At 42.3% G+C, this 20244-nt stretch carries 20 protein-coding genes, 1 tRNA gene and 1 pseudogene; 6 read left to right on the top strand and 16 right to left on the bottom strand.

Features of this window, described 5'->3' with window-relative positions; genetic code table 11:
* Window positions 1-97: 97 nt before the first annotated feature.
* The 6 genes from ACXYSL_RS05380 to ACXYSL_RS05355 all read right to left on the bottom strand — a co-directional run bounded on the left by ACXYSL_RS05380 (window position 98) and on the right by ACXYSL_RS05355 (window position 2197).
* A tRNA-Arg gene (locus tag ACXYSL_RS05380) sits at window positions 98-169 on the bottom strand.
* Between the two features lie 42 nt (window positions 170-211).
* A complete protein-coding gene (rplS, locus tag ACXYSL_RS05375) occupies window positions 212-559 on the bottom strand; it encodes a 50S ribosomal protein L19 (protein WP_001068669.1) in 348 nt (115 codons plus the stop codon).
* Window positions 560-677: 118 nt separating this feature from the next.
* Window positions 678-1007: a fluoride efflux transporter CrcB gene (gene crcB / locus ACXYSL_RS05370; RefSeq protein ID WP_458624182.1), complete on the bottom strand. Its 330-nt coding sequence runs from the start codon at window positions 1005-1007 to the stop codon at window positions 678-680.
* Window positions 1001-1375, bottom strand: a complete 375-nt coding sequence (crcB, locus tag ACXYSL_RS05365; protein WP_458624181.1) for a fluoride efflux transporter CrcB — start codon at window positions 1373-1375, stop codon at window positions 1001-1003. Before crcB (ACXYSL_RS05365) ends, crcB (ACXYSL_RS05370) begins: the two co-directional genes overlap by 7 nt.
* Window positions 1372-1638 (bottom strand): chorismate mutase, encoded by a 267-nt coding sequence (locus ACXYSL_RS05360; RefSeq protein ID WP_458624180.1) that lies wholly within the window; start codon window positions 1636-1638, stop codon window positions 1372-1374. Before ACXYSL_RS05360 ends, crcB (ACXYSL_RS05365) begins: the two co-directional genes overlap by 4 nt.
* A 115-nt stretch (window positions 1639-1753) precedes the next feature.
* Window positions 1754-2197: a flavodoxin gene (locus ACXYSL_RS05355; RefSeq protein WP_001162125.1), complete on the bottom strand. Its 444-nt coding sequence runs from the start codon at window positions 2195-2197 to the stop codon at window positions 1754-1756.
* A gap of 103 nt (window positions 2198-2300) precedes the next feature.
* On the opposite strand from ACXYSL_RS05355, the gene ACXYSL_RS05350 reads away from it, so the two are divergent.
* Both ACXYSL_RS05350 and ACXYSL_RS05345 read left to right on the top strand, forming a co-directional pair.
* Window positions 2301-3236, top strand: a complete 936-nt coding sequence (locus tag ACXYSL_RS05350; RefSeq protein ID WP_458624179.1) for a DHH family phosphoesterase — start codon at window positions 2301-2303, stop codon at window positions 3234-3236.
* A gap of 95 nt (window positions 3237-3331) precedes the next feature.
* Complete coding sequence (locus ACXYSL_RS05345; RefSeq protein ID WP_000710762.1) at window positions 3332-3574, top strand: type B 50S ribosomal protein L31; 243 nt, start codon at window positions 3332-3334, stop codon at window positions 3572-3574.
* A gap of 116 nt (window positions 3575-3690) precedes the next feature.
* On the opposite strand, the gene ACXYSL_RS05340 is transcribed toward ACXYSL_RS05345, so the two are convergent.
* The 7 genes from ACXYSL_RS05340 to ACXYSL_RS05310 all read right to left on the bottom strand — a co-directional run bounded on the left by ACXYSL_RS05340 (window position 3691) and on the right by ACXYSL_RS05310 (window position 12847).
* A complete protein-coding gene (locus tag ACXYSL_RS05340; RefSeq protein WP_000100450.1) occupies window positions 3691-5025 on the bottom strand; it encodes an Nramp family divalent metal transporter in 1335 nt (444 codons plus the stop codon).
* Window positions 5026-5246: 221 nt separating this feature from the next.
* Window positions 5247-8423: a carbamoyl-phosphate synthase large subunit gene (gene carB, locus ACXYSL_RS05335; RefSeq protein WP_458624178.1), complete on the bottom strand. Its 3177-nt coding sequence runs from the start codon at window positions 8421-8423 to the stop codon at window positions 5247-5249.
* Window positions 8424-8871: 448 nt separating this feature from the next.
* Window positions 8872-9951 carry a carbamoyl phosphate synthase small subunit gene (locus ACXYSL_RS05330; protein WP_458624177.1) on the bottom strand — a complete coding sequence of 360 codons (1080 nt, stop codon included), beginning with the start codon at window positions 9949-9951 and terminating at the stop codon, window positions 8872-8874.
* Window positions 9952-10000: 49 nt separating this feature from the next.
* Window positions 10001-10924 (bottom strand): aspartate carbamoyltransferase catalytic subunit, encoded by a 924-nt coding sequence (locus ACXYSL_RS05325; RefSeq protein ID WP_458624176.1) that lies wholly within the window; start codon window positions 10922-10924, stop codon window positions 10001-10003.
* 18 nt (window positions 10925-10942) lie between these two features.
* Window positions 10943-11464: a bifunctional pyr operon transcriptional regulator/uracil phosphoribosyltransferase PyrR gene (pyrR, locus tag ACXYSL_RS05320; protein ID WP_000850018.1), complete on the bottom strand. Its 522-nt coding sequence runs from the start codon at window positions 11462-11464 to the stop codon at window positions 10943-10945.
* A 210-nt stretch (window positions 11465-11674) separates the two neighbouring features.
* Window positions 11675-12304, bottom strand: coding sequence for an endonuclease III (gene nth / locus ACXYSL_RS05315; RefSeq protein WP_000244435.1), 630 nt, complete (start codon window positions 12302-12304; stop codon window positions 11675-11677).
* On the bottom strand, window positions 12305-12847 hold the full coding sequence (locus ACXYSL_RS05310) for a YceD family protein (protein WP_007521511.1): 543 nt from the start codon (window positions 12845-12847) through the stop codon (window positions 12305-12307). It abuts the gene before it with no gap.
* 168 nt (window positions 12848-13015) lie between these two features.
* Between ACXYSL_RS05310 and ACXYSL_RS05305 the strand changes: the two genes are divergently transcribed.
* Both ACXYSL_RS05305 and ACXYSL_RS05300 read left to right on the top strand, forming a co-directional pair.
* Entirely contained in the window at window positions 13016-13345 is a 330-nt protein-coding gene (locus tag ACXYSL_RS05305; protein WP_109289815.1) for a helicase BlpT, read from the top strand.
* A 484-nt stretch (window positions 13346-13829) separates the two neighbouring features.
* Window positions 13830-15389: pseudogene (locus ACXYSL_RS05300) on the top strand (ATP-binding cassette domain-containing protein).
* Between the two features lie 43 nt (window positions 15390-15432).
* Here ACXYSL_RS05300 and htpX read toward each other — a convergent pair.
* Both htpX and ACXYSL_RS05290 read right to left on the bottom strand, forming a co-directional pair.
* A complete protein-coding gene (htpX, locus tag ACXYSL_RS05295) occupies window positions 15433-16332 on the bottom strand; it encodes a zinc metalloprotease HtpX (protein ID WP_458624175.1) in 900 nt (299 codons plus the stop codon).
* Between the two features lies 1 nt (window position 16333).
* On the bottom strand, window positions 16334-16894 hold the full coding sequence (locus tag ACXYSL_RS05290; protein ID WP_458624174.1) for a LemA family protein: 561 nt from the start codon (window positions 16892-16894) through the stop codon (window positions 16334-16336).
* A gap of 93 nt (window positions 16895-16987) precedes the next feature.
* Between ACXYSL_RS05290 and rsmG the strand changes: the two genes are divergently transcribed.
* Entirely contained in the window at window positions 16988-17701 is a 714-nt protein-coding gene (rsmG, locus tag ACXYSL_RS05285; protein ID WP_195215528.1) for a 16S rRNA (guanine(527)-N(7))-methyltransferase RsmG, read from the top strand.
* 304 nt (window positions 17702-18005) lie between these two features.
* Complete coding sequence (locus ACXYSL_RS05280) at window positions 18006-19289, top strand: uracil-xanthine permease family protein (protein WP_458624173.1); 1284 nt, start codon at window positions 18006-18008, stop codon at window positions 19287-19289.
* A gap of 47 nt (window positions 19290-19336) precedes the next feature.
* Here the strand turns inward: ACXYSL_RS05280 and ACXYSL_RS05275 are convergent, their stop codons facing one another.
* Window positions 19337-20239, bottom strand: coding sequence for a DMT family transporter (locus ACXYSL_RS05275; protein WP_458624172.1), 903 nt, complete (start codon window positions 20237-20239; stop codon window positions 19337-19339).
* Between the last annotated feature and the right edge of the window lie 5 nt (window positions 20240-20244).

Below are 20244 nucleotides of genomic sequence, written 5' to 3'. Positions count from 1 at the left end.
TCTTATCGAACCTATGTCGGTACTTCATATAATTCTTGTAATTAGAAGTTAATTTGGGGCGAAATACCTCAAACCCTAGTAAAATCAATAGTTTATATGCCCCCTGCAGGAATCGAACCTGCAACTACTCCTTAGGAGGGAGTTGTTATATCCATTGAACTAAGGGAGCTAGAGAAAAACTCTGCTGGGTAAGCAGAGTTTTTTAGTCGAATTAACGACGGATTTCTTTGATACGAGCTGCTTTACCTTGAAGAGCACGCAAGTAGTACAATTTCGCACGACGTACTTTACCATAACGAACAACTTCGATCTTTTCAACACGTGGAGTGTGGATTGGGAAGATACGCTCAACACCTACACCGTTAGAGATTTTACGAACTGTGTAGTTTTCTGAGATGCCAGCACCTTTACGTGCGATAACAACACCTTCAAAAATCTGGATACGTTCACGGTTACCTTCGACAACTTTCGCGTGTACACGAACAGTGTCACCAGGACGGAATGATGGGATATCTGTACGAAGTTGACCTTCAGTCAAACTTTGGATTAATGGATTCATTTTATTCTCCTATCTTTGTCAATCTTGAGGAACCTTCCTCAGCGGATAAACTGTATTTTTGTGCGTCCATTACGCACAAGATACAGTTTACCAAATTTCCACCTAAAAGTAAAGAAATTTATAGCAAAATTCCTAAAAAAATCGCAACAAAACCGCCTATGTAAGTTAAGAGGAAATAGCTATAAAATACCTTCTTGTCACTTAACAGTCTTTGCAGCTCGTCATTTAGAGTTGAAAAGGTCGTCAACCCACCACAGAAACCTGTCGCTAGGACGGCATAAACTTCCTTGGACTCCACATGGTTGTAGAGCAAGCCAATCAAAAAGCAACCGAGAAGATTGGCTATGAGAGTTCCTAGGGGCAATTTTGAGGATTGATTATATCGGGAAAAGAAATACCGCACTAGGGCTCCAAAGCCACAGACGATTGCAAGATAGACGATTACCATTTCTTCCTCCCTAGATAATAAGCCAAGAGCAGGCCTCCACCAATACTAAAAATCAAATATAGGACTAAACTAAGATAACGCCCAGTATCGAGCAATTTCACAGCATCCAAGAGCAGGCTAGAAAAGGTTGTTAAACCACCACAAAAGCCTGTACCCAGCGCCAGAACCAAACCTTTACTACTTCCCTTATAGACCAGATAGCCTTTTACCAGATAGACCAAGCAGAAAATGCCCAGATAGTTGACAAGGAGGGTACTCCAAGGAAAGTCTGGACTAGCTGGTAACCAAGTGGAAATGAGATAGCGGACAAGGCCTCCCACCATTGCAGCCAGAAAAATTCCGAGCGGATAGAATTGTTCTCTTTTCATTTGATGTTTTGATCCTGATAATCACGCGAACGTTTGAGAATGTCTGAAAAAGTCGCAACAATGGTCTCCCGATAGCGCTTATCTTCTACTCGATTTTTGACTTTCTCAAAAATAACTTCTTCTCTCTTAGAATCTAAGATTGGCTTACCTGATGCTTTCTTATAAGCGACAACCCCTTCAACTAAGTGCATTCGTTCTTCTAGGAGCTTGACGATTTGGTCGTCGATTTGATCAATTTCTTGGCGAATAATATCTAAGTTCATACAGTCTCCTCCTTTATTTGAATTATTGTATCAAAAAGCCACCAAATAGGCTAGTAAAATCTAGTTTAACTACTAAAAACTGCACCAACTCCTTCCAGTCAGTGCAGTTTGATTCTTATCCTACTTTTGCAGCCAATTCTTCTGCGAATTGTTCCAAACGTTCGATGTCTTCTTCCTCAGCAGAAAGATCTACTTTAACACACTCTGAACCTTTTTCTGCTCCTGTCGCTACAAAAACGCGATCAAAGTCATCGACAGCCTTACAGAATTCGTCGTAGAAGGTATCACCTGATCCAACAACCCCGTAGATTTTACCGTTCAAGTTGAGATCTGCTAGGTCTTCGTAGAAGTCCATCATCTCATCTGGCAACTCTCCATCTCCGTAGGTATAGGTCGCAACGATTGCGATATCCGCTTCCAAGAAGTCTGAAGCGTCAACAGTCGTACATTCATCCACATCGACATCCAAGCCCAAGTCACGTAATTTGTCTGCTACAATATCTGCAATTTCTTCGGTATTACCGGTCATACTGGCAAATACAATTTTTGCTAATGCCATATCGTCCTCCTCAATTTATCTTTCTCCATTATATCATATCTTTTTCATTTTAAAAATAAAAATTCTTGTGCTACAATGAAATGAGAAAGAATTGAGGTTATTTATGGAAATTTGCCAGCAAATATTTGAGAAAATCAAAGAATACGATACCATTATCATTCATCGTCATATGAAACCAGATCCTGATGCCATAGGGAGTCAAGTGGGCTTGAAAGCTCTTCTCACACACCATTTTCCAGAAAAGACTATCAAAGCAGTCGGTTTTAACGAACCAACTCTAACCTGGATGGCGGAAATGGATACTATCCAAGACAGTGACTACCACGAAGCCCTTGCTATTATTTGTGATACAGCAAATCGTCCTCGTATCGATGATAAACGCTATGAACAAGCTGCTTTCACCATCAAAATCGATCACCATCCCAATGATGATATCTATGGTGACCTATCTTGGGTGGATACAAGTTCAAGCAGTGCCAGTGAGATGATTACTCTATTTGCTCAAGAAAATCAGCTGGCTTTGTCTAGTGAAGCGGCACGACTTCTCTATGCAGGAATTGTCGGGGACACGGGCCGTTTTCTCTACCCGTCAACTAGTGCTCGTACCTTTAGAATAGCTGCCCAGCTCCGAGAAGTTGATTTTGACTTTGCTGGATTGTCTCGTCAAATGGATACCATGAGCTTCAAGATTGCAAAATTGCAAGGCTATGTCTATGATCACTTAGAAGTTGATGAGAATGGGGCTGCACGCGTTCTGCTTACTCAAGACATCTTGGAAAAATATAAGGTTACGGATGCTGAAACGGCTGCGATTGTCGGAGCACCTGGTCGAATTGATACTGTTAAGGCTTGGGCTATCTTTGTTGAGCAAGCTGACGGTCACTTCCGTGTGCGTATGCGCAGTAAAATCACCCCTATCAATGAAATTGCCAAAGAACACGACGGAGGAGGACATCCATTAGCTAGTGGCGCCAATTCCTATAGTCTAGAAGAAAACGAAATCATCTATCAAAAGTTAAAAAACTTGCTTAAAAACTGATAAAATACTTGCCAAACTTATCAGAATCTGATAGACTAGTAAGGTAACAATCTATGGCTCACAAAGAGACCATGGCAGAAAGGAAATATTGCAAAATGAAAAAAGATATCCATCCAGAATATCGCCCAGTTGTCTTCATGGACACAACTACTGGTTACAAATTCCTTAGCGGTTCAACAAAACGCTCTAACGAAACTGTTGAGTTCGAAGGCGAAACTTACCCATTGATCCGTGTGGAAATATCATCAGACTCACACCCATTCTACACTGGACGTCAAAAGTTCACTCAAGCAGATGGACGTGTGGATCGTTTCAACAAAAAATACGGTCTCAAATAATCATAAAAAGAACAGTTTCAACTGTTCTTTTTTTGTTTCTTATTTTCATGAACCAACCGCTACTATTATTTCTTTATCAATCCTCAAGCTGATGCCGAGACCTGATTTAAACAAGTTTAAAAAATATCGAAAAGAAGCTTGATATTGAGAATGGTCAAGATGATTGAAACTGCGTAACCTAGGATTGTGTTCCACTTGGCATTGGTGAATTCTCCCATCAGTGACTTTTTAGAGGTTAGATAAATCAAGGGGAAAATTGAAAACGGAAGAGCAATTGAAAGAAAGACCTGTGAATAGACCAATAACTGATCCAAGGTTTTTTCTTGATACCCAAATAAAACGGCGACTATAATCACAGGTAGCAAGGCAAAAATACGGGTACCGATACGGATAAGCCACTGAGGCAATCTTAGATGTAAGAAACCTTCCATGACAATCTGTCCTGTCAAAGTGCCTGTAATGGTCGAATTTTGACCACTTGCTAAGAGGGCTAGAGCAAATAAAGTTGACAAGGTTGAGCTGGCTATCGCTCCTGCTATTGTCGAATCCTGTAAAGCATTGTACATTTGGGAGAAAGCTGAAATTTCAGATGCATGACCAAAAAAGAGGGAGGCACCTAAAATGAGCAGCAAGGAATTGACAATAAAGGCTAGGGACAACTGAAGATTTGAATCCCAGGTCATAAAACGCACGGCTTTTCGAACATCCTTCTTATCTTTGTGATTGATTTTCCTTGTTTGGGATAGAGAGGAATGGAGATAGAGATTATGGGGCATGACTGTCGCTCCTACAATCCCCAGAGCCAAGGTCAATTGACTTTCATGACCCGGTAACGGTGTTTCAAATAAAGTTGAAGTTGGCAAATAACCACCAATGATCCCCTGGATACTTGGATTGGATAAGGCCACAAGATAGGTAAAGATGGCTAATATGGTTAAAATAAGGGTCGTAACAATAGCTTCAATTTTTTTGAAACCAAATTTCATCAACAACAACAAAAGAAACACATCTAAAACGGTTAAGAGGATAGCAATCATAATCGGTATTTTAAACAAAAGATTTAAGGCAATCGCTGAACCTAGAACCTCAGCCAAGTCTGTCGCCATTAAAGCTAATTCTAAAATCACCCACAAACTATAGCGAAGCCACTTGGGAGCATGATGAGCTGTTGCCTGTGCTAGGTCCATCCTAGTCACGATACCGAGCTTCCCAGCCATCTGTTGTAGCTGCATAGCAATGATGGATGAAATTAAAATAACAAATAAAAGGCTGTACTTGTAGGAGGCACCACCAACCACACTGGTGATCCAATTTCCAGGATCCATGTAGCCAACTGCCACAAGTGCACCAGGTCCTAAGAATGCTTTTAGATTTTGCCAAAAATGATTGTTATTTGGAGTCTCAATAGATTGATTGATCTCAGAAAGAGAGACTTTTTCATAAGAGGACATAGGGATTTCCCACTTTCTAATCTGTCTTTACATATTTCTTAATAGAATATTTTTTTGAAAGAATGATGAAAATAGTTTACCTATTTCCAATTCACCCTTATTATATCACATTTTAGAATGATTCCTAATAAAAGAAATGATAGTTGAAATAGGCAATATCAGTATTGTAAAAGCCAGCGTTTTTTGACGCTGGCTTTAAAACTGTAAAAATTCTTTCTCAACTAGATCGCTTCTGTGACAAAACTACGGCTTTCAAGCACCTTAAGCATGGCATTAGCAGTATCTAGGGCTGTAAAGAGTGGCACACCGTGTTCAATGGCTGAACGACGGATTTGCTCACCATCTTCGTCAGCAGTTCGTTTGGTTCCGACAGTATTGATGATCGCTTGGATTTTTCCTTTACGGACATAGCTTGGGATATCCTGTTCATCGTCACCAATCTTACCAACAGGTTGGGCTTCGAGTCCATGACTGGCAAAGAAGGTTGCTGTCCCTTCTGTTGCGAGGATACCATAGCCGATATTTTGGAAACGACGAGCCAAGTCCAAGGCCTCTTCTTTGGCATCATCAGCGATGGTAAAGACCACATTTCCAAAGGTTGGCAAGTGAAGATAAGAAGCTTCAAAAGCCTTGTACAAAGCTTTTTCAAGAGTCGTATCAGAACCCATAACTTCACCTGTTGACTTCATTTCAGGACCTAGTAAGCTGTCTACCTTAGCTAGTTTCGTAAAAGAGAAGACAGGCGCCTTGATATGAACGCGAGTGCTTTCTGGATAAAGGCCATCTTGGTAGCCAAGTTCTTCAAGACTTTGACCAAGAATGAGCTTAGTCGCTACCTGAGCCATAGGAATATTAGTTACCTTAGAAAGGAATGGCACCGTACGGCTGGCACGTGGATTGACCTCAATAACATAGACTTTTTCGTCCTTGATGACAAACTGGATGTTCATCATCCCAAGACAATTAAGACCGATTGCTAGGCGTTTGGTATAGTCTGCGATGGTTTCCTGCACCTTTTGAGACAAGGTTTGTGGTGGGTAAACGGCCATTGAGTCACCTGAGTGGACACCGGCACGTTCGATATGCTCCATGATACCAGGAATAAGGACATTTTCACCGTCTGAAATGGCATCAACTTCACACTCTTGCCCAACAATGTAAGAGTCAACAAGAACTGGGTGGTCTGGACTAGCCTTAACAGCTGTACGCATGTAAGAACGGAGGTCTTCTTCGTTTTCAACGATTTCCATGGCACGTCCACCCAAGACATAAGATGGGCGAACGAGTACTGGGAAGCCAATCTTGCGAGCTGCAAGTACTGCTTCTTCTTCATTGGTTGCTGTCTGTCCTGGTGGCTGTGGAATATCCAAGTCTTTAAGGGCTTGCTCGAAGAGATCGCGGTCTTCGGCACGGTCTAAGTCAGCGACTTGCGTACCAAGGATAGTCACCCCTGCTTTTGCCAAAGGCTCCGCAAGGTTGATGGCTGTTTGACCACCGAACTGAACGATAACCCCTTTTGGTTGCTCCAAGTCAATAACATTCATAACATCTTCAAAAGTTAATGGCTCAAAGTAGAGCTTATCAGATACCGAGAAGTCTGTAGAAACGGTCTCTGGGTTTGAGTTCATGATGATGGCTTCGTAACCAGCTGCTTGGATAGCCTTAACAGAGTGAACGGTTGCGTAGTCAAACTCAACCCCTTGACCGATACGGATTGGACCTGAACCTAGGACAAGAACGGATTCCTTTTCAGATTTGATAGACTCATTTTCCCAGCCATAGGTTGAATAGAAATATGGCGTTTCAGAGTCGAACTCGGCTGCACAGGTATCGACCATCTTGTAAACTGGGACAATCTTATTTTCCAAGCGAAGTTGGCGAACTTGGTCAGCTGTCGTTTTCCAAAGCTCCGCAATCTTACGGTCTGAGAAACCATTGAGTTTGGCTGTTTTCAAAACGTCTAAATCTTGTGGATGGGCACCCAATTCCTGCTCAATTTCAAAGATGTGCAAGAGTTTATCAAGATAGAAGATATCAATCTTGGTCAATTCAGCAATTTCTTCTGGAGTATAGCCACGGCGAATGGCTTCTGATACGTAGAAGAGACGGTCATCTTGGGCTTTAACAACTTTTTCAATCAAGGCATCATCAGAAACTGCTGCAAGTTCAGGCATTTCATTGTGGTGAACGCCAATTTCAAGTGAACGACAGGCCTTGAGAAGTGACTCCTCGATGTTACGACCGATAGCCATGACTTCACCAGTGGCCTTCATCTGGGTACCAAGACGGCGCTCACCTTTTTCAAACTTGTCAAATGGGAAACGTGGAATCTTAGCAACGACGTAGTCAAGGGCTGGCTCAAACATGGCATAGGTTGAACCTGTAACTGGGTTGATGACCTCATCCAAGGTCAAACCGACAGCAATCTTGGCAGCCAATTTAGCAATTGGATAACCCGTCGCCTTAGAAGCAAGGGCTGACGAACGCGATACACGAGGGTTTACTTCGATAACATAGTACTTGAAGCTATGGGGGTCAAGGGCCAGCTGAACGTTACACCCACCTTCAATCTTGAGGGCGCGAATAATGCTCAAGCTCGCGTCACGTAGCATTTGGTTTTCATAGTCTGACATGGTTTGCGCAGGGGCGAATACGATGGAATCCCCTGTGTGAATCCCCACTGGGTCAAAGTTTTCCATGTTACAAACAACGAGGGCATTGTCAGCTGAATCGCGCATGACTTCGTACTCGATTTCTTTGAAACCTGCGATTGAACGTTCAATCAAACATTGGGTAACAGGTGACAATTTCAACCCATTTTCAGCGATTTCACGTAGTTCTTCCTCGTTGGCACACATACCACCACCAGTACCACCTAGGGTAAAGGCTGGACGGACAATGACTGGGTATCCAATTGTCGCTGCAAAGGCAACTGCTTCTTCTACTGTGTTGACAATTTCAGATTCAGGGATGGGTTGCTCAAGCTCTTCCATCAATTGTTTAAAGAGGTCACGGTCCTCAGCTTGGTCGATGGCCGATAATTTAGTACCCAGAAGTTCGACACCAAGCTCATCTAGAATACCGTTTTTAGACAATTCCATGGCCATATTGAGCCCTGTCTGACCTCCAAGAGTTGGAAGCAAAGCATCTGGACGTTCCTTACGGAGAATACGTGTCACAAACTCGAGTGTAATCGGTTCGATGTAGACCTTGTCCGCAATCTCCTTGTCCGTCATGATGGTGGCAGGGTTTGAGTTTACCAAGACAACTTCATAACCTTCTTCTTTCAAAGACAAGCAGGCCTGGGTCCCCGCGTAGTCAAACTCAGCAGCCTGACCAATAATAATCGGACCAGAACCAATCACCATAATTTTTTGAATATCAGTACGTTTAGGCATTTATAAGATATTAAGGGCGTCAAGCGGACAAAGCTAAAATAGGAGTTATGACGAAGAACTATCAGTTCTAGGAATAACTATCTTTTTAGCACCGTCCGTAGCCCGTATTCAGTTCAGCAAATACGGACCACCCTTCTCCTTTCTATTCGGCAACTCTCGGGTTGCCATTAAATAAATTCTCCGACGATTTTTTAGAGAAACGATATTTTTCGATAAAAAATCTAGTGCAGGGAGTTTTTAGTTCGCTCGATAGCGACTAAAAGAAACGCCCTGCCTTTCTATTCGTCGCCTCACAGAGCGACATTAAATAAGATATAAAGGACGAATAGAAAGCGATTGAATTTTAGGAAACCAAGGAAGGATTGACAATCCAAGTCGGTTTCTCTAAATTCCGAGCTTTCCGTCCGTGTTCAGTTACATAAATTCTCCGACGAGATTTTACTCGTTCTTAGTTTGATTGTTTAAAGGCTTCCATCATCTCGATAAATTCATCAAATAGGTAGCTTGCGTCGTGTGGACCAGGAGCTGCGTCTGGGTGGAATTGTACAGAAAAACCTGGTTGGTATCTGTGGTGAACTCCTTCAACTGATTTATCATTGATTTCTTCGTGGGTAATGATCAAATGATCTGGCAAGTCCTCACGGCTAACTGCATAACCGTGGTTCTGGCTGGTGAAGTCTATACGGCCTGTAGCAATCTCACGTACCGCGTGGTTAAATCCGCGGTGACCAAATTTCATCTTGTAGGTCTTAGCCCCATTTGCCATGGCAAAGAGTTGGTGTCCCATACAAATTCCGAAAATTGGAATTTTCCCTTGCACACCACGAATCATGTCCAGTGCTTCTGGAACATCTTCTGGGTTACCTGGACCATTTGACAACATAACTCCATCAGGATTGAGGTGGAGAATTTCTTCTGCTGTTGTTGAATAAGGAACAACCGTCACGTTACAGTTGCGTTTCGAAAGTTCACGTAAGATTGAGTGCTTAAGACCAAAATCCACTAGCACCACGCTCAAACCAACTCCAGGAGCTGGATATGATGTTTTAGTAGAAACCTGCTTGATATTGTCTGTCGGCAGGACTGTTGCTTGAAGCTGGTCCGTCACATGGTCCATACTATCTCCAACATGGGTCAAGGTTGCACGCATAGTACCATGCTTACGGATAATCTTAGTAAGGGCACGCGTATCAATCCCTGAAATACCAGGAATTTTCTTGGCTTTCAAAAATTCATCCAGCGTCATTTGGTTGCGCCAGTTGCTTGCTCGACGCGCCTCTTCGAAAACGACAACTCCTTTACAAGTTGGAATGATGGATTCGTAATCATCACGATTAATTCCATAATTTCCCACCAAAGGATAAGTGAAGGTCAAGATTTGTCCATTATAAGACTGGTCTGTAATGGATTCTTGGTAACCAGTCATCCCTGTGTTAAAGACGATTTCGCCTGTTACATCAATATCTGCTCCGAAGGCCTTGCCTTCAAAAACTGTGCCATCTTCTAATACTAGAAGTCTTTTTGTCATATTTTCACCTCTCGTGGACGCTCACTGGCGTCTTTTAACGTCTTGTGTTTTAGTTGGCGTTTCTACTCGCCAATACGGATTCTAAGATTGCCATTCGAACAAAGACACCGTTGGTCATTTGTTGGACAATGCGTGATTTTGGCGCTTCAACCAAGTGGTCAGCAATTTCCACATCTCGATTAACTGGAGCAGGATGCATAATGATTGCTGTTTCTTTTAAGCGATTATAGCGCTCTTGGTTCAAGCCGTGTTGAGCATGGTAATCTTCTTTTGAAAAAACGGCTCCACTTTCGTGGCGTTCATGTTGAACTCGGAGTAAAATCAAAACATCCACCTGATCAACAATCTCATCAATAGTTACAAACTGTCCATAGTCCGCAAACTCTTGACTTCTCCATTCCTCAGGCCCTGCAAAAAAGAGTTCAGCACCCAAGCGTTTCAAAATCTGCATATTGGATTTGGCAACACGTGAGTGGTCCAAGTCACCTGCAATAGCAACCTTGAGACCCTCAAAGTGACCAAATTCCTCATAAATGGTCATCAAATCAAGCAGGCTCTGGCTAGGGTGTTGACCTGAACCATCTCCACCATTGATAATGGAAGTCGTAATGGTTGGACTCGCAATCAGTTCTTTGTAATAATCGACCTCTGGGTGGCGAATCACGCAGACATCTACACCAAGCGCAGACAAGGTTAAGATGGTATCATAAAGTGTCTCACCCTTGTTTACTGAGCTGGTCTTCACATCAAAGTCAAGTCGCTCCAGCCCTAGCTTAATCTCTGCCACTTCAAAAGATTTATGCGTCCGTGTAGAATCCTCAAAGAAAAGATTGGAAACAATCGGATGGTCTTCATAAGGGAGCTGGGCTCCGTTTTTAAACTCAATCCCTCGTTTGATCAATTTCATCACTTGATCAACAGTGAGGTCTTCCATGGAAACCACATGGTTCAATGCTTGTTGATTTTCTGACATGGCTACTCCTTCAGCTTTCTAAGCTTCTTCAGTAATCAGAACTCTGTCTTGGCCATCAAGTTCTGTCATCTCTACGATGATTTCTTCAGAACGACTGGTTGGGATATTTTTCCCGACGTAATCTGGACGAATTGGCAATTCTCTATGTCCACGATCGACTAGAACTGCTAAACTCACTCGCGCAGGACGACCATGACCAACAATATTATCAATAGCGGCACGGATGGTACGGCCTGTATAGAGTACATCATCCACCAAGATAACTTCACGGTCAGTCACATCAACAGAAATCAAAGAAGTATCTTCTCCGCTTTTAACATCGTCACGGAAAGGTTTAGTGTCCAATTCCACAACAGGAACTGTGATGTTTTCCAACTGCTCCAAGCGCTCTTTGATACGATGAGCGATGAAAACACCACGCGTTTTTATCCCAGCTAAGATAATTTTATTCAAATCTTTATTGCGCTCGATAATCTCATAAGTAATTCGCGTAATCGCTCGTTTGACAGTCAATTCGTCTACAACTTCTTTTGTCTTCATGACAAACCTCCAAAAAGAAAAGTCTCCTTCTGCAAGGAGACTTGAAATGTATAGCCAAGCGAGCCCTACTGTAAACAGTATAGACTTCACCCTTCTACTTTATCGCGCTCCTTGCCTGCCTCACGGGACAGGTTTAAAGGACTATTTAGTTATCATTTACTATAGCACAAAGCACCCTTAAAATCAAGCAAAAACTTTTTCAGAGTCCGCTTAAACATTGCTAAAATCATATAACTGGGGATAGTGGTCACATTCTGGATTTTTAGGATGACAGATAGCTCGTCCAAAGTAAATCATGGCCTGGTGGGCTGCTAACCATTCTTCTGGTGGCAGAACGTCCATGACACGTTTTTCTACTTCAAGTGGCGTAGCTGATTTTTTAACGATATCGTGATGCTTACAGATACGCTCCACATGAGTGTCCACTGCAAAAGCAGGAATTCCAAAGCCCACACTCAATACTACATTTGCTGTTTTACGACCAACACCAGCTAGACTTTCTAATTCCTCTCGAGTCTGAGGCACTTGACCATCAAAATCGTCTAGTAACTGTTGGGCACATTTTTTAAGGAATTTAGCCTTATTTCGATACAGTCCCAGACGAGAAATGTGTGAAGCAATTTCACTTTCAGTCGCGACAGACATGGCTTGTGGTGTTGGAAAGGCAGCGAAGAGACCTGGTGTGGCCTTATTTACCGCTGCATCTGTCGTCTGAGCTGACAACATCACCGCAACCAAGAGTTCAAAATGATTGGTAAAATCAAGACTAGGCTTAGCATCTGGAAAAAGGGCAATGATTTCCTCTATGACATGACGGGCACGTTTCTTGGATAAAACCATCTACTCGTCTCCATTAAATAGTCCTTGCAAGCCAGCAAATGGACTGTTTTCTTCTTTCTTGACTGCTTGTTGGGCTTGGTATTCTTCCTCAGTCATGATTTGCCAGTCATTTCCTGACACAAAACCTTGGCCCGCCTCTTCTTCTGCCGTCAAGACTTTGATAGGAATATTGAGCAGAATATTATCTGCTACGCTCTCAGCAAGGTCAATTTCCCCATTTTCGATAGGCAAGACTAAGTCATCGTCTAGAACTTCCTGGTCCAGTTGGTTGGTCTCTCCTTCCATGAAAACTTCTGTGACTGGATAAGATTCATCTAACTCAACTGGCTCCATACTACGACTTGAAGCAAGAACAATGGTATATGACAACTGATAGTCTAAGAAATACAGACGGTCTTCGTACTGCACCTTCCCAACAGCAAGGATATCTTTGACATCTAAAATTTCTTGATTTCGTTTACGCAAGTCTGCTGCCAGGTCTAAAGCTTGTTCAAAGTGTAGACCTTCAGGCTGCTTACTAATTTCTTGAATATGTAACTTCATATTTCCTCCATAAAGATGTACTCACTTGATTATACCATGAAAAGGCTATAAGTCAGCCTCCCAAACTTTGATATTAAAATTTCATTTTTTAACATATTTACTATGGCATATTTTCTGATTAGTGCTATACTATAGGCAAGAATACATCAGAGCAAGGAGGATGCTCATATGGAAGACAAAGCACTCATCACTGAAGCTTACCAACTACTTTCCGAGTTAAATCAAAGTTTCCAAAATTGCAAACAAGGTACAGCCGATGATTTTCGTCTACAAGAACTGCTGAACACCACTCTTAAGGAACTAAAAAAAGCGGAAAAGATTGACAACAGTATCTTAATCGACCTTGAGAAATTTTACCAACGTACCAGTCTACTGATTGGACTGGGTAGCCTAAAACTGAATGATCAAGCTCGTGCTGCTTGGCGCAACTATGACAAGTTCCACTACGAACATGTCAAACACGTACTGACTCTCTATGGACCTGTTTTCGGATTCTGATACTTTTCGAAAATCTCTTCAAACCACGTCAGTTTCGCCTTGCCGTTAGTATGGGTTACTGACTTCGTCAGCTCTATCTGCAACCTCAAAGCTGTGCTTTGAGCAGTCTTTGGATCGCTTCCTAGTTTGCCCTTTGATTTTCATTGAGTATAAAAACTAGAATTTCCTGTTTTCTATTGACAAAATTTCCTGAAAAGTATAGGATAGAGGTACTAATACTCGGAGGTAAGGGAGACATGAACAACTAAGTCTATCAAATAAAGAACCTTTATTTAGTAGATCTTGTTTTTGTCTCTTTTTGTGTGCTCTTTTTATACTAGATTTTCTAGTATCTTGTCCCCATTGAAATTCAAAAAACTAGAAAGCTATTCTCCTCTTGGGTTGGGTTAGGCAACTCCAAGCTAGTTTGACGAGTTTTTCAACGAAGATAATAGAGTTTTGACAGTGACTTTGGGCTCTACTAGGTAAAGTAGAGCTTTTTGTTATGCACTATGGACATTCTAGAAAGGGCGACAATATGATAAAAATCAATCATCTAACCATCACACAAAACAAAGATCTACGAGATCTTGTATCTGACCTAACCATGACTATCCAAGACGGAGAAAAGGTTGCTATTATTGGTGAAGAAGGAAATGGCAAATCAACCTTACTACGAGCTTTAATGGGGGAAGCATTGCCTGATTTCACTATCAAGGGAGTCATCCAGTCTGACCTTCAGTCACTGGCCTACATTCCTCAAAAGTTACCTGAGGAGCTAAAAAGTAGAACTCTACACGATTACTTCTTTTTGGATTCTGCTGATTTAGACTACAGCATTCTTTATCGTTTGGCGGAGGAGTTGCACTTTGATAGCGACCGTTTTGCTAGCGACCAAGAAATTGGCAGTCTATCAGGTGGCGAAGCTTTGAAAATTCAGCTCATCCACGAGTTAGCAAAGCCTTTTGAGATTCTATTTTTAGATGAACCTTCAAATGACCTAGACCTTGAGACGGTTGATTGGCTAAAAAGTCAGATTCAAAAAACCAGGCAAACTGTTATTTTCATTTCCCACGATGAAGACTTTCTTTCTCAAACGGCAGATACTATTGTCCACTTGCGACTGGTCAAGCACCGGAAAGAAGCAGAAACGCTAGTCGAGCATTTAGACTATGATCTCTATAGTGAGCAGAGAAAGGCTAGTTTTGCAAGACAAAGTCAGCAAGCTGCTAACGACCAACGAGCCTATGACAAAACCATGGAAAAACATCGCCGAGTTAAGCAAAATGTAGAAACTGCACTTTGAGCTACCAGAAACAGTACTGTTGGGCGCCTATTGGCTAAAAAGATGAAAAATGTACTCTCTCAAGAAAAACGCTTTGAAAAGGAAGCCCAGTCCATGACCCAAAAGCCGCTTGACGAGGAACAAATCGAACTTTTCTTTTCAGACATCCAACCATTACCGGCTTCTAAAGTATTAATCCAACTGGAAAAAGAAAATTTATCCATTGGCCAGCGCGTTTTAGCTCAGGAGTTACGACTAACGGTCCGTGGCCAAGATAAAATCGGTATCATCGGGCCAAATGGTGTTGGAAAATCAACTATGTTAGTCAAGTTGCAGCAACTGCTCAGCGTCAAAAGAGAAATTTCCCTTGGTTTTATGCCACAAGATTACCACAAAAAACTGCAATTAGATTTATCTCCAGTAGCCTATCTCAGCCAAACTGGGGAAAAAGAGGAACTACAGAAAATCCAATCTCACCTAGCCAGTCTCAATTTCAGCTATCCAGAGATGCAGCACCAAATTCGCTCCTTATCTGGTGGGCAACAGGGTAAACTCCTACTTTTAGATTTAGTGTTGCGCAAACCAAATTTTCTCCTTCTGGATGAGCCGACAAGAAATTTTTCTCCCACTTCTCAACCCGAAATCAGAAAACTCTTTGCCTCCTATCCAGGCGGTCTGATCACTGTTTCACATGACAGACGTTTCTTAAAAGAAGTCTGTACGATACTCTATCGTTTAACAGAACAGGGCTTGGAAGTTGTTGATTTACAAGATTTATAAATGTTGAACATAGCAAAAATCCAGAGACGACCTCTGGATTTTTTTACATGCGTTTCAAGCGTTCGATTCGTTCTGAGATAGGTGGGTGGGTGTAAAATAGTTTTTGAAGTCCGCCACCTTTCTTGGGATCATTGATATAAAGAGCGCTGCTGGCATCATCGACATGGTGATGCATTGGCTCGCTATTGTCCAACTTGCGCAGTGCATTGATCATCCCTTGAGGATTGCGAGTCAGCTCCACACTGGATGCATCCACCAGAAATTCCCTCTGACGAGAAATGGCTAATTGCACCAAGGTTGCAGCGAGAGGTGCTAGAACAATGGCTAAAAGCGAGATAACAAGCATGATAATCTCCAAACCATTTCCATCACGATCATTATCACTCCGTCTGCGACCAGCGCCTCCCCACCACATCATCCGTCCTGCCATACTAGACAGAAGGGTAATGGCACTGGCGAGGGCGACAGCAATGGTCGAAATGCGGATATCGTAGTTTCGGATATGACTGACTTCATGACCCATAACAGCTTCTAGCTCCTCACGATTCATGATAGCCAGAAGACCCGACGTTGCTGCGACTGCTGCATTCTGCGGGTTGGAACCTGTTGCAAAGGCATTTAAAGAAGAATCCTCAATGATGAAAACACGTGGCATGGGAATCTGAGCGACCATGGCCATATCTTCCACTACATGGTAGAGGTCTGGTGCTGTTTGCTCATCAACCTCACGCGCCCCATTCATAGACATGACAATCTCTGTCGATTGAAAGATCATGGTCAGAGCGTAGATAAGACCGATAATCAAGGCAATTATCATACCCCCAAGACCTGAACGCATAAAGAGATAGCCAACCGCATAACCAACCAAGGCTAAGAGTAAGAAGAAAACCAGCAACAAAATCCAGGTTTTTCGTTTATTGCTCGCAATTTGATCAAACAACATCTTAGTCACCTAAACCACTAAAGTCAACTTTAGGAACTGCCTTTTCCTCTTCAGGTGTTTGAAGGAAGTCTGCAGCTTTAAAGCCAAATAGTCCTGCGATGATATTACTTGGGAAAGTTTCAATTTTTACATTGTAGTTGCTGACAACACTGTTGTAGAGTTGGCGTGAGTAGGAGATTTTATTTTCTGTATTGGTCAACTCTTCTTGTAGCTTGATAAAGTTAGCGCTAGCTTTCAAGTCTGGGTAATTCTCTGCTACTGCAAAGATACCAGAAATCTGGCGTGTAAGGGCATCACTGGCCTTCATCACTTCAGCTGGTGAAGTTGCTGCGGCTACCTGTCTACGAAGTTCTGTCACCTTTTCCAAGGTAGAACCTTCATATTTGGCATAGCCTTTGACTGTTTCAACCAAGTTAGGGAGGAGATCATTACGACGCTTCAACTGAACATCGATCTGGCTCCAAGCCTCCTTGGTCTGCATACGATTTTTAACCAAACCGTTATAGCTAACAATCACAAAAATAACAATCAGAGCCAAAACTCCAAGAATAATCCAAGTCATAATCTTATTCCTTTCTGCTTTTAGATTACTACCAGTATATCAAAATTTTAATGAATATGGTAAAATAAGATGATACTAGAGAAGGAAACTACTATGAAACCAGAAACATTTTACAGCCTACTAGCTGAGCAAAATCTTCCACTTTCTGACCAGCAAAAGAACCAATTTGAACGGTATTTTGAACTCTTGGTCGAGTGGAATGAGAAGATTAATTTGACCGCTATTACGGATAAAGAAGAAGTCTACCTTAAGCACTTTTATGATTCGATTGCACCTATTCTGCAAGGTTTGATTTCAAATGAAACTATCAAACTTCTTGATATCGGGGCTGGAGCAGGATTTCCAAGCCTTCCTATGAAAATCCTCTATCCTCAGTTAGATGTGACCATCATTGATTCGCTAAATAAGCGCATCAACTTCCTCCAACTATTGGCTCAAGAGCTGGATTTGGAAGGCGTTCACTTCTACCATGGACGGGCAGAAGACTTTGCTCAAGACAAGAACTTCCGTGCCCAGTTTGATATGGTGACAGCTCGTGCAGTTGCCCGTATGCAAGTCTTATCTGAGTTGACCATTCCCTACCTTAAAGTTGGTGGAAAACTACTGGCGCTCAAGGCCAGCAATGCTCCTGAGGAATTGTTAGAAGCCAAGAACGCTCTCAACCTCCTCTTTAGCAAGGTAGAGGACAACCTCAACTATGCCCTGCCAAATGGAGATCCGCGCTACATAACAGTCGTCGAAAAGAAAAAAGAAACACCTAACAAGTACCCAAGAAAGGCAGGCATGCCAAACAAACGCCCACTTTAATTTTTTTAGTAAAAAAATGATTTACAAAATCAGCCTCGCTTTATTATTTCTGGGCTCGGGAAAAATTCGTTTACAAAACGGACCTCGCTCTCCCATTTCCAGGCTCGGGAAAAATTCGTTTACAAAACGAATTTTTTCTGCTATACTATCCTAAGCAAAGGTTTTTAATGTCATCCTGTGAGGTGACGAAGGCGCAGATTTATATAAATTTTTAAAAGATAACTATTTTTTAAAAAGTCTTACTCTGAGGGCCTATTGCTATAAAATAATGGGCTCTTTTTTGGTGCCCAAAAGTGAGGTTTTTATGAAACAGGAATCAACTGTTGACTTGTTACTAGACGTTGATCAACGTCCTTCTGCTGGTAAAGGTATTCTTCTCAGCTTCCAGCACGTATTTGCCATGTTTGGTGCAACCATTCTCGTTCCCTTAATTTTGGGAATGCCTGTATCCGTTGCCCTCTTTGCATCTGGTATTGGAACACTTATCTACATGATTTCTACTGGCTTTAAGGTTCCAGTTTATCTAGGTTCTTCATTCGCCTTTATCACGGCTATGTCTCTAGCCATGAAAGAAATGGGGGGCGATGTATCTGCCGCTCAAACTGGAGTTATCCTGACTGGTTTGGTCTATGTCCTTGTAGCAGCAAGTGTTCGTTTTGCAGGTACGAAATGGATTGACAAACTCTTGCCACCAATTATTATCGGACCTATGATTATCGTTATCGGTCTCGGACTTGCTGGTTCAGCTGTAACGAATGCTGGACTTGTAGCAGATGGAAACTGGAAAAATGCCCTTGTAGCTGTTGTTACATTCCTTATTGCAGCTTTTATCAATACAAAAGGAAAAGGGTTCCTCCGTATCATTCCTTTCCTCTTTGCCATCATTGGTGGTTATATCTTCGCTATGATGCTTGGTTTGGTTGACTTTACCCCAGTCCTTCAAGCTAACTGGTTTGAAATTCCTGGTTTCTACTTGCCATTTAGTACAGGTGGAGCCTTTAAAGAGTACAACTTGTACTTCGGTCCTGAAACAATCGCAATCTTGCCTATCGCTATCGTAACAATTTCAGAACACATCGGAGACCACACAGTTTTGAGCCAAATCTGTAGCCGTCAATTCCTGAAAGAACCAGGACTTCACCGTACTCTTCTCGGTGACGGTATCGCGACATCTGTATCAGCCTTCCTCGGTGGACCAGCTAATACGACTTACGGCGAAAATACAGGGGTTATCGGGATGACTCGTATCGCTTCTGTCTCTGTTATCCGTAACGCGGCCTTCATCGCCATTGCTCTTAGCTTCCTTGGTAAATTCACTGCCTTGATTTCAACCATTCCAAATGCTGTGCTTGGTGGCATGTCCATCCTTCTCTACGGAGTTATCGCCAGCAACGGTTTGAAAGTTTTGATTAAAGAGCGCGTTGACTTCAGTCAAATGCGTAACCTCATCATCGCAAGTGCCATGTTGGTGCTTGGACTTGGTGGGGCTATCCTCAAACTTGGTCCCGTTACACTTTCAGGTACTGCTCTATCAGCTATGACAGGAATTATCTTGAACTTGATTTTGCCACACGAAAATAAAGACTAATCATCCATACACAAAAAATCCACTCGATTGAGTGGATTTTTTATTACTTACTCTTTATTTTCCAGCAGTAAATCTTTCAAAGAAATAATGGTCACGGCTAGTAAAATCATGGCCATACCGACAAAATCAATCGCATAAAACTGTTCCTCCATAATCAGAAAGGCAAAGAAAACGGCTGAAATTGGCTCTATAGAAGCTAATAAACTAGACTTAACAGGGCCTATCAGACTAGCTCCTTTTAGAAAAGCTGTATAGGCAAAGACCGTTCCAATGATGATAATCCCAGCAAATGCAAAGAGAAAATCTAAGCTAGTCGGTATGCTGGCCTGTAAAACTCCTGTGAAAGGAATAGCCACTACACCAGAAATAACCATCCCGACACCAATCACCAAAATACTGCCCCACTTCTTAATCAAAGCAATGGGAAGGATGATATAGAGGGCATAGGTTAGGGCAGAAAAGAGGCCCCAGAAAAGACCAGCAGGTGTGACAGACAACTGGTCAAGTTCCCCATGCGTCGCGATAAGAAACGTTCCTCCAATTGCTAAACCAATCGAAATAATCTCAGCCAGAGTAGGCGCCACCTTGTCCTTGATACAAGTATAAACCAAGATCCCAACGGGGCATACATACTGGAGAACTGTCGCCGTGCCAGCATTGGTTTCCTGAATGGCAGAAAGATAGGCAAACTGGTTTAAGAAAAGTCCAAACAGGGCAAACAACAGCAGAGATAAAAGGCTTTTTCTGTCTTTTAAAAAAGCATAGAGTTTATCCTTTGCAGTCATATAGGATAAGACTTCCAGTGCCAAACCTGCAATGATAAGTCGCAAATTGGTCAAGACTAGAGCAGAGATCCCGTGTGCCATCAGGTATTGACCACTGGTTCCAGACAAGCCCCAAGCAATCCCTGCCACTACTGTATACAGAGTTCCTTTTACGGTTTTTGACATGCTTC

The organism is Streptococcus sp. V913 (assembly GCF_054353455.1).
This window is presented reverse-complemented; position numbering and strand designations above follow the sequence as displayed.

Excerpts from the sequence above, each read along its gene's own strand:
- rplS (WP_001068669.1), bottom strand. The coding sequence starts at position 559 with ATGAATCCATTAATCCAAAGTTTGACTGAAGGTCAACTTCGTACAGAT.
- crcB (WP_458624182.1), bottom strand. The coding sequence starts at position 1,007 with ATGGTAATCGTCTATCTTGCAATCGTCTGTGGCTTTGGAGCCCTAGTG.
- crcB (WP_458624181.1), bottom strand. The coding sequence starts at position 1,375 with ATGAAAAGAGAACAATTCTATCCGCTCGGAATTTTTCTGGCTGCAATG.
- ACXYSL_RS05360 (WP_458624180.1), bottom strand. The coding sequence starts at position 1,638 with ATGAACTTAGATATTATTCGCCAAGAAATTGATCAAATCGACGACCAA.
- ACXYSL_RS05355 (WP_001162125.1), bottom strand. The coding sequence starts at position 2,197 with ATGGCATTAGCAAAAATTGTATTTGCCAGTATGACCGGTAATACCGAA.
- ACXYSL_RS05350 (WP_458624179.1), top strand. The coding sequence starts at position 2,301 with ATGGAAATTTGCCAGCAAATATTTGAGAAAATCAAAGAATACGATACC.
- ACXYSL_RS05345 (WP_000710762.1), top strand. The coding sequence starts at position 3,332 with ATGAAAAAAGATATCCATCCAGAATATCGCCCAGTTGTCTTCATGGAC.
- ACXYSL_RS05340 (WP_000100450.1), bottom strand. The coding sequence starts at position 5,025 with ATGTCCTCTTATGAAAAAGTCTCTCTTTCTGAGATCAATCAATCTATT.
- carB (WP_458624178.1), bottom strand. The coding sequence starts at position 8,423 with ATGCCTAAACGTACTGATATTCAAAAAATTATGGTGATTGGTTCTGGT.
- ACXYSL_RS05330 (WP_458624177.1), bottom strand. The coding sequence starts at position 9,951 with ATGACAAAAAGACTTCTAGTATTAGAAGATGGCACAGTTTTTGAAGGC.
- ACXYSL_RS05325 (WP_458624176.1), bottom strand. The coding sequence starts at position 10,924 with ATGTCAGAAAATCAACAAGCATTGAACCATGTGGTTTCCATGGAAGAC.
- pyrR (WP_000850018.1), bottom strand. The coding sequence starts at position 11,464 with ATGAAGACAAAAGAAGTTGTAGACGAATTGACTGTCAAACGAGCGATT.
- nth (WP_000244435.1), bottom strand. The coding sequence starts at position 12,304 with ATGGTTTTATCCAAGAAACGTGCCCGTCATGTCATAGAGGAAATCATT.
- ACXYSL_RS05310 (WP_007521511.1), bottom strand. The coding sequence starts at position 12,847 with ATGAAGTTACATATTCAAGAAATTAGTAAGCAGCCTGAAGGTCTACAC.
- ACXYSL_RS05305 (WP_109289815.1), top strand. The coding sequence starts at position 13,016 with ATGGAAGACAAAGCACTCATCACTGAAGCTTACCAACTACTTTCCGAG.
- htpX (WP_458624175.1), bottom strand. The coding sequence starts at position 16,332 with ATGTTGTTTGATCAAATTGCGAGCAATAAACGAAAAACCTGGATTTTG.
- ACXYSL_RS05290 (WP_458624174.1), bottom strand. The coding sequence starts at position 16,894 with ATGACTTGGATTATTCTTGGAGTTTTGGCTCTGATTGTTATTTTTGTG.
- rsmG (WP_195215528.1), top strand. The coding sequence starts at position 16,988 with ATGAAACCAGAAACATTTTACAGCCTACTAGCTGAGCAAAATCTTCCA.
- ACXYSL_RS05280 (WP_458624173.1), top strand. The coding sequence starts at position 18,006 with ATGAAACAGGAATCAACTGTTGACTTGTTACTAGACGTTGATCAACGT.
- ACXYSL_RS05275 (WP_458624172.1), bottom strand. The coding sequence starts at position 20,239 with ATGTCAAAAACCGTAAAAGGAACTCTGTATACAGTAGTGGCAGGGATT.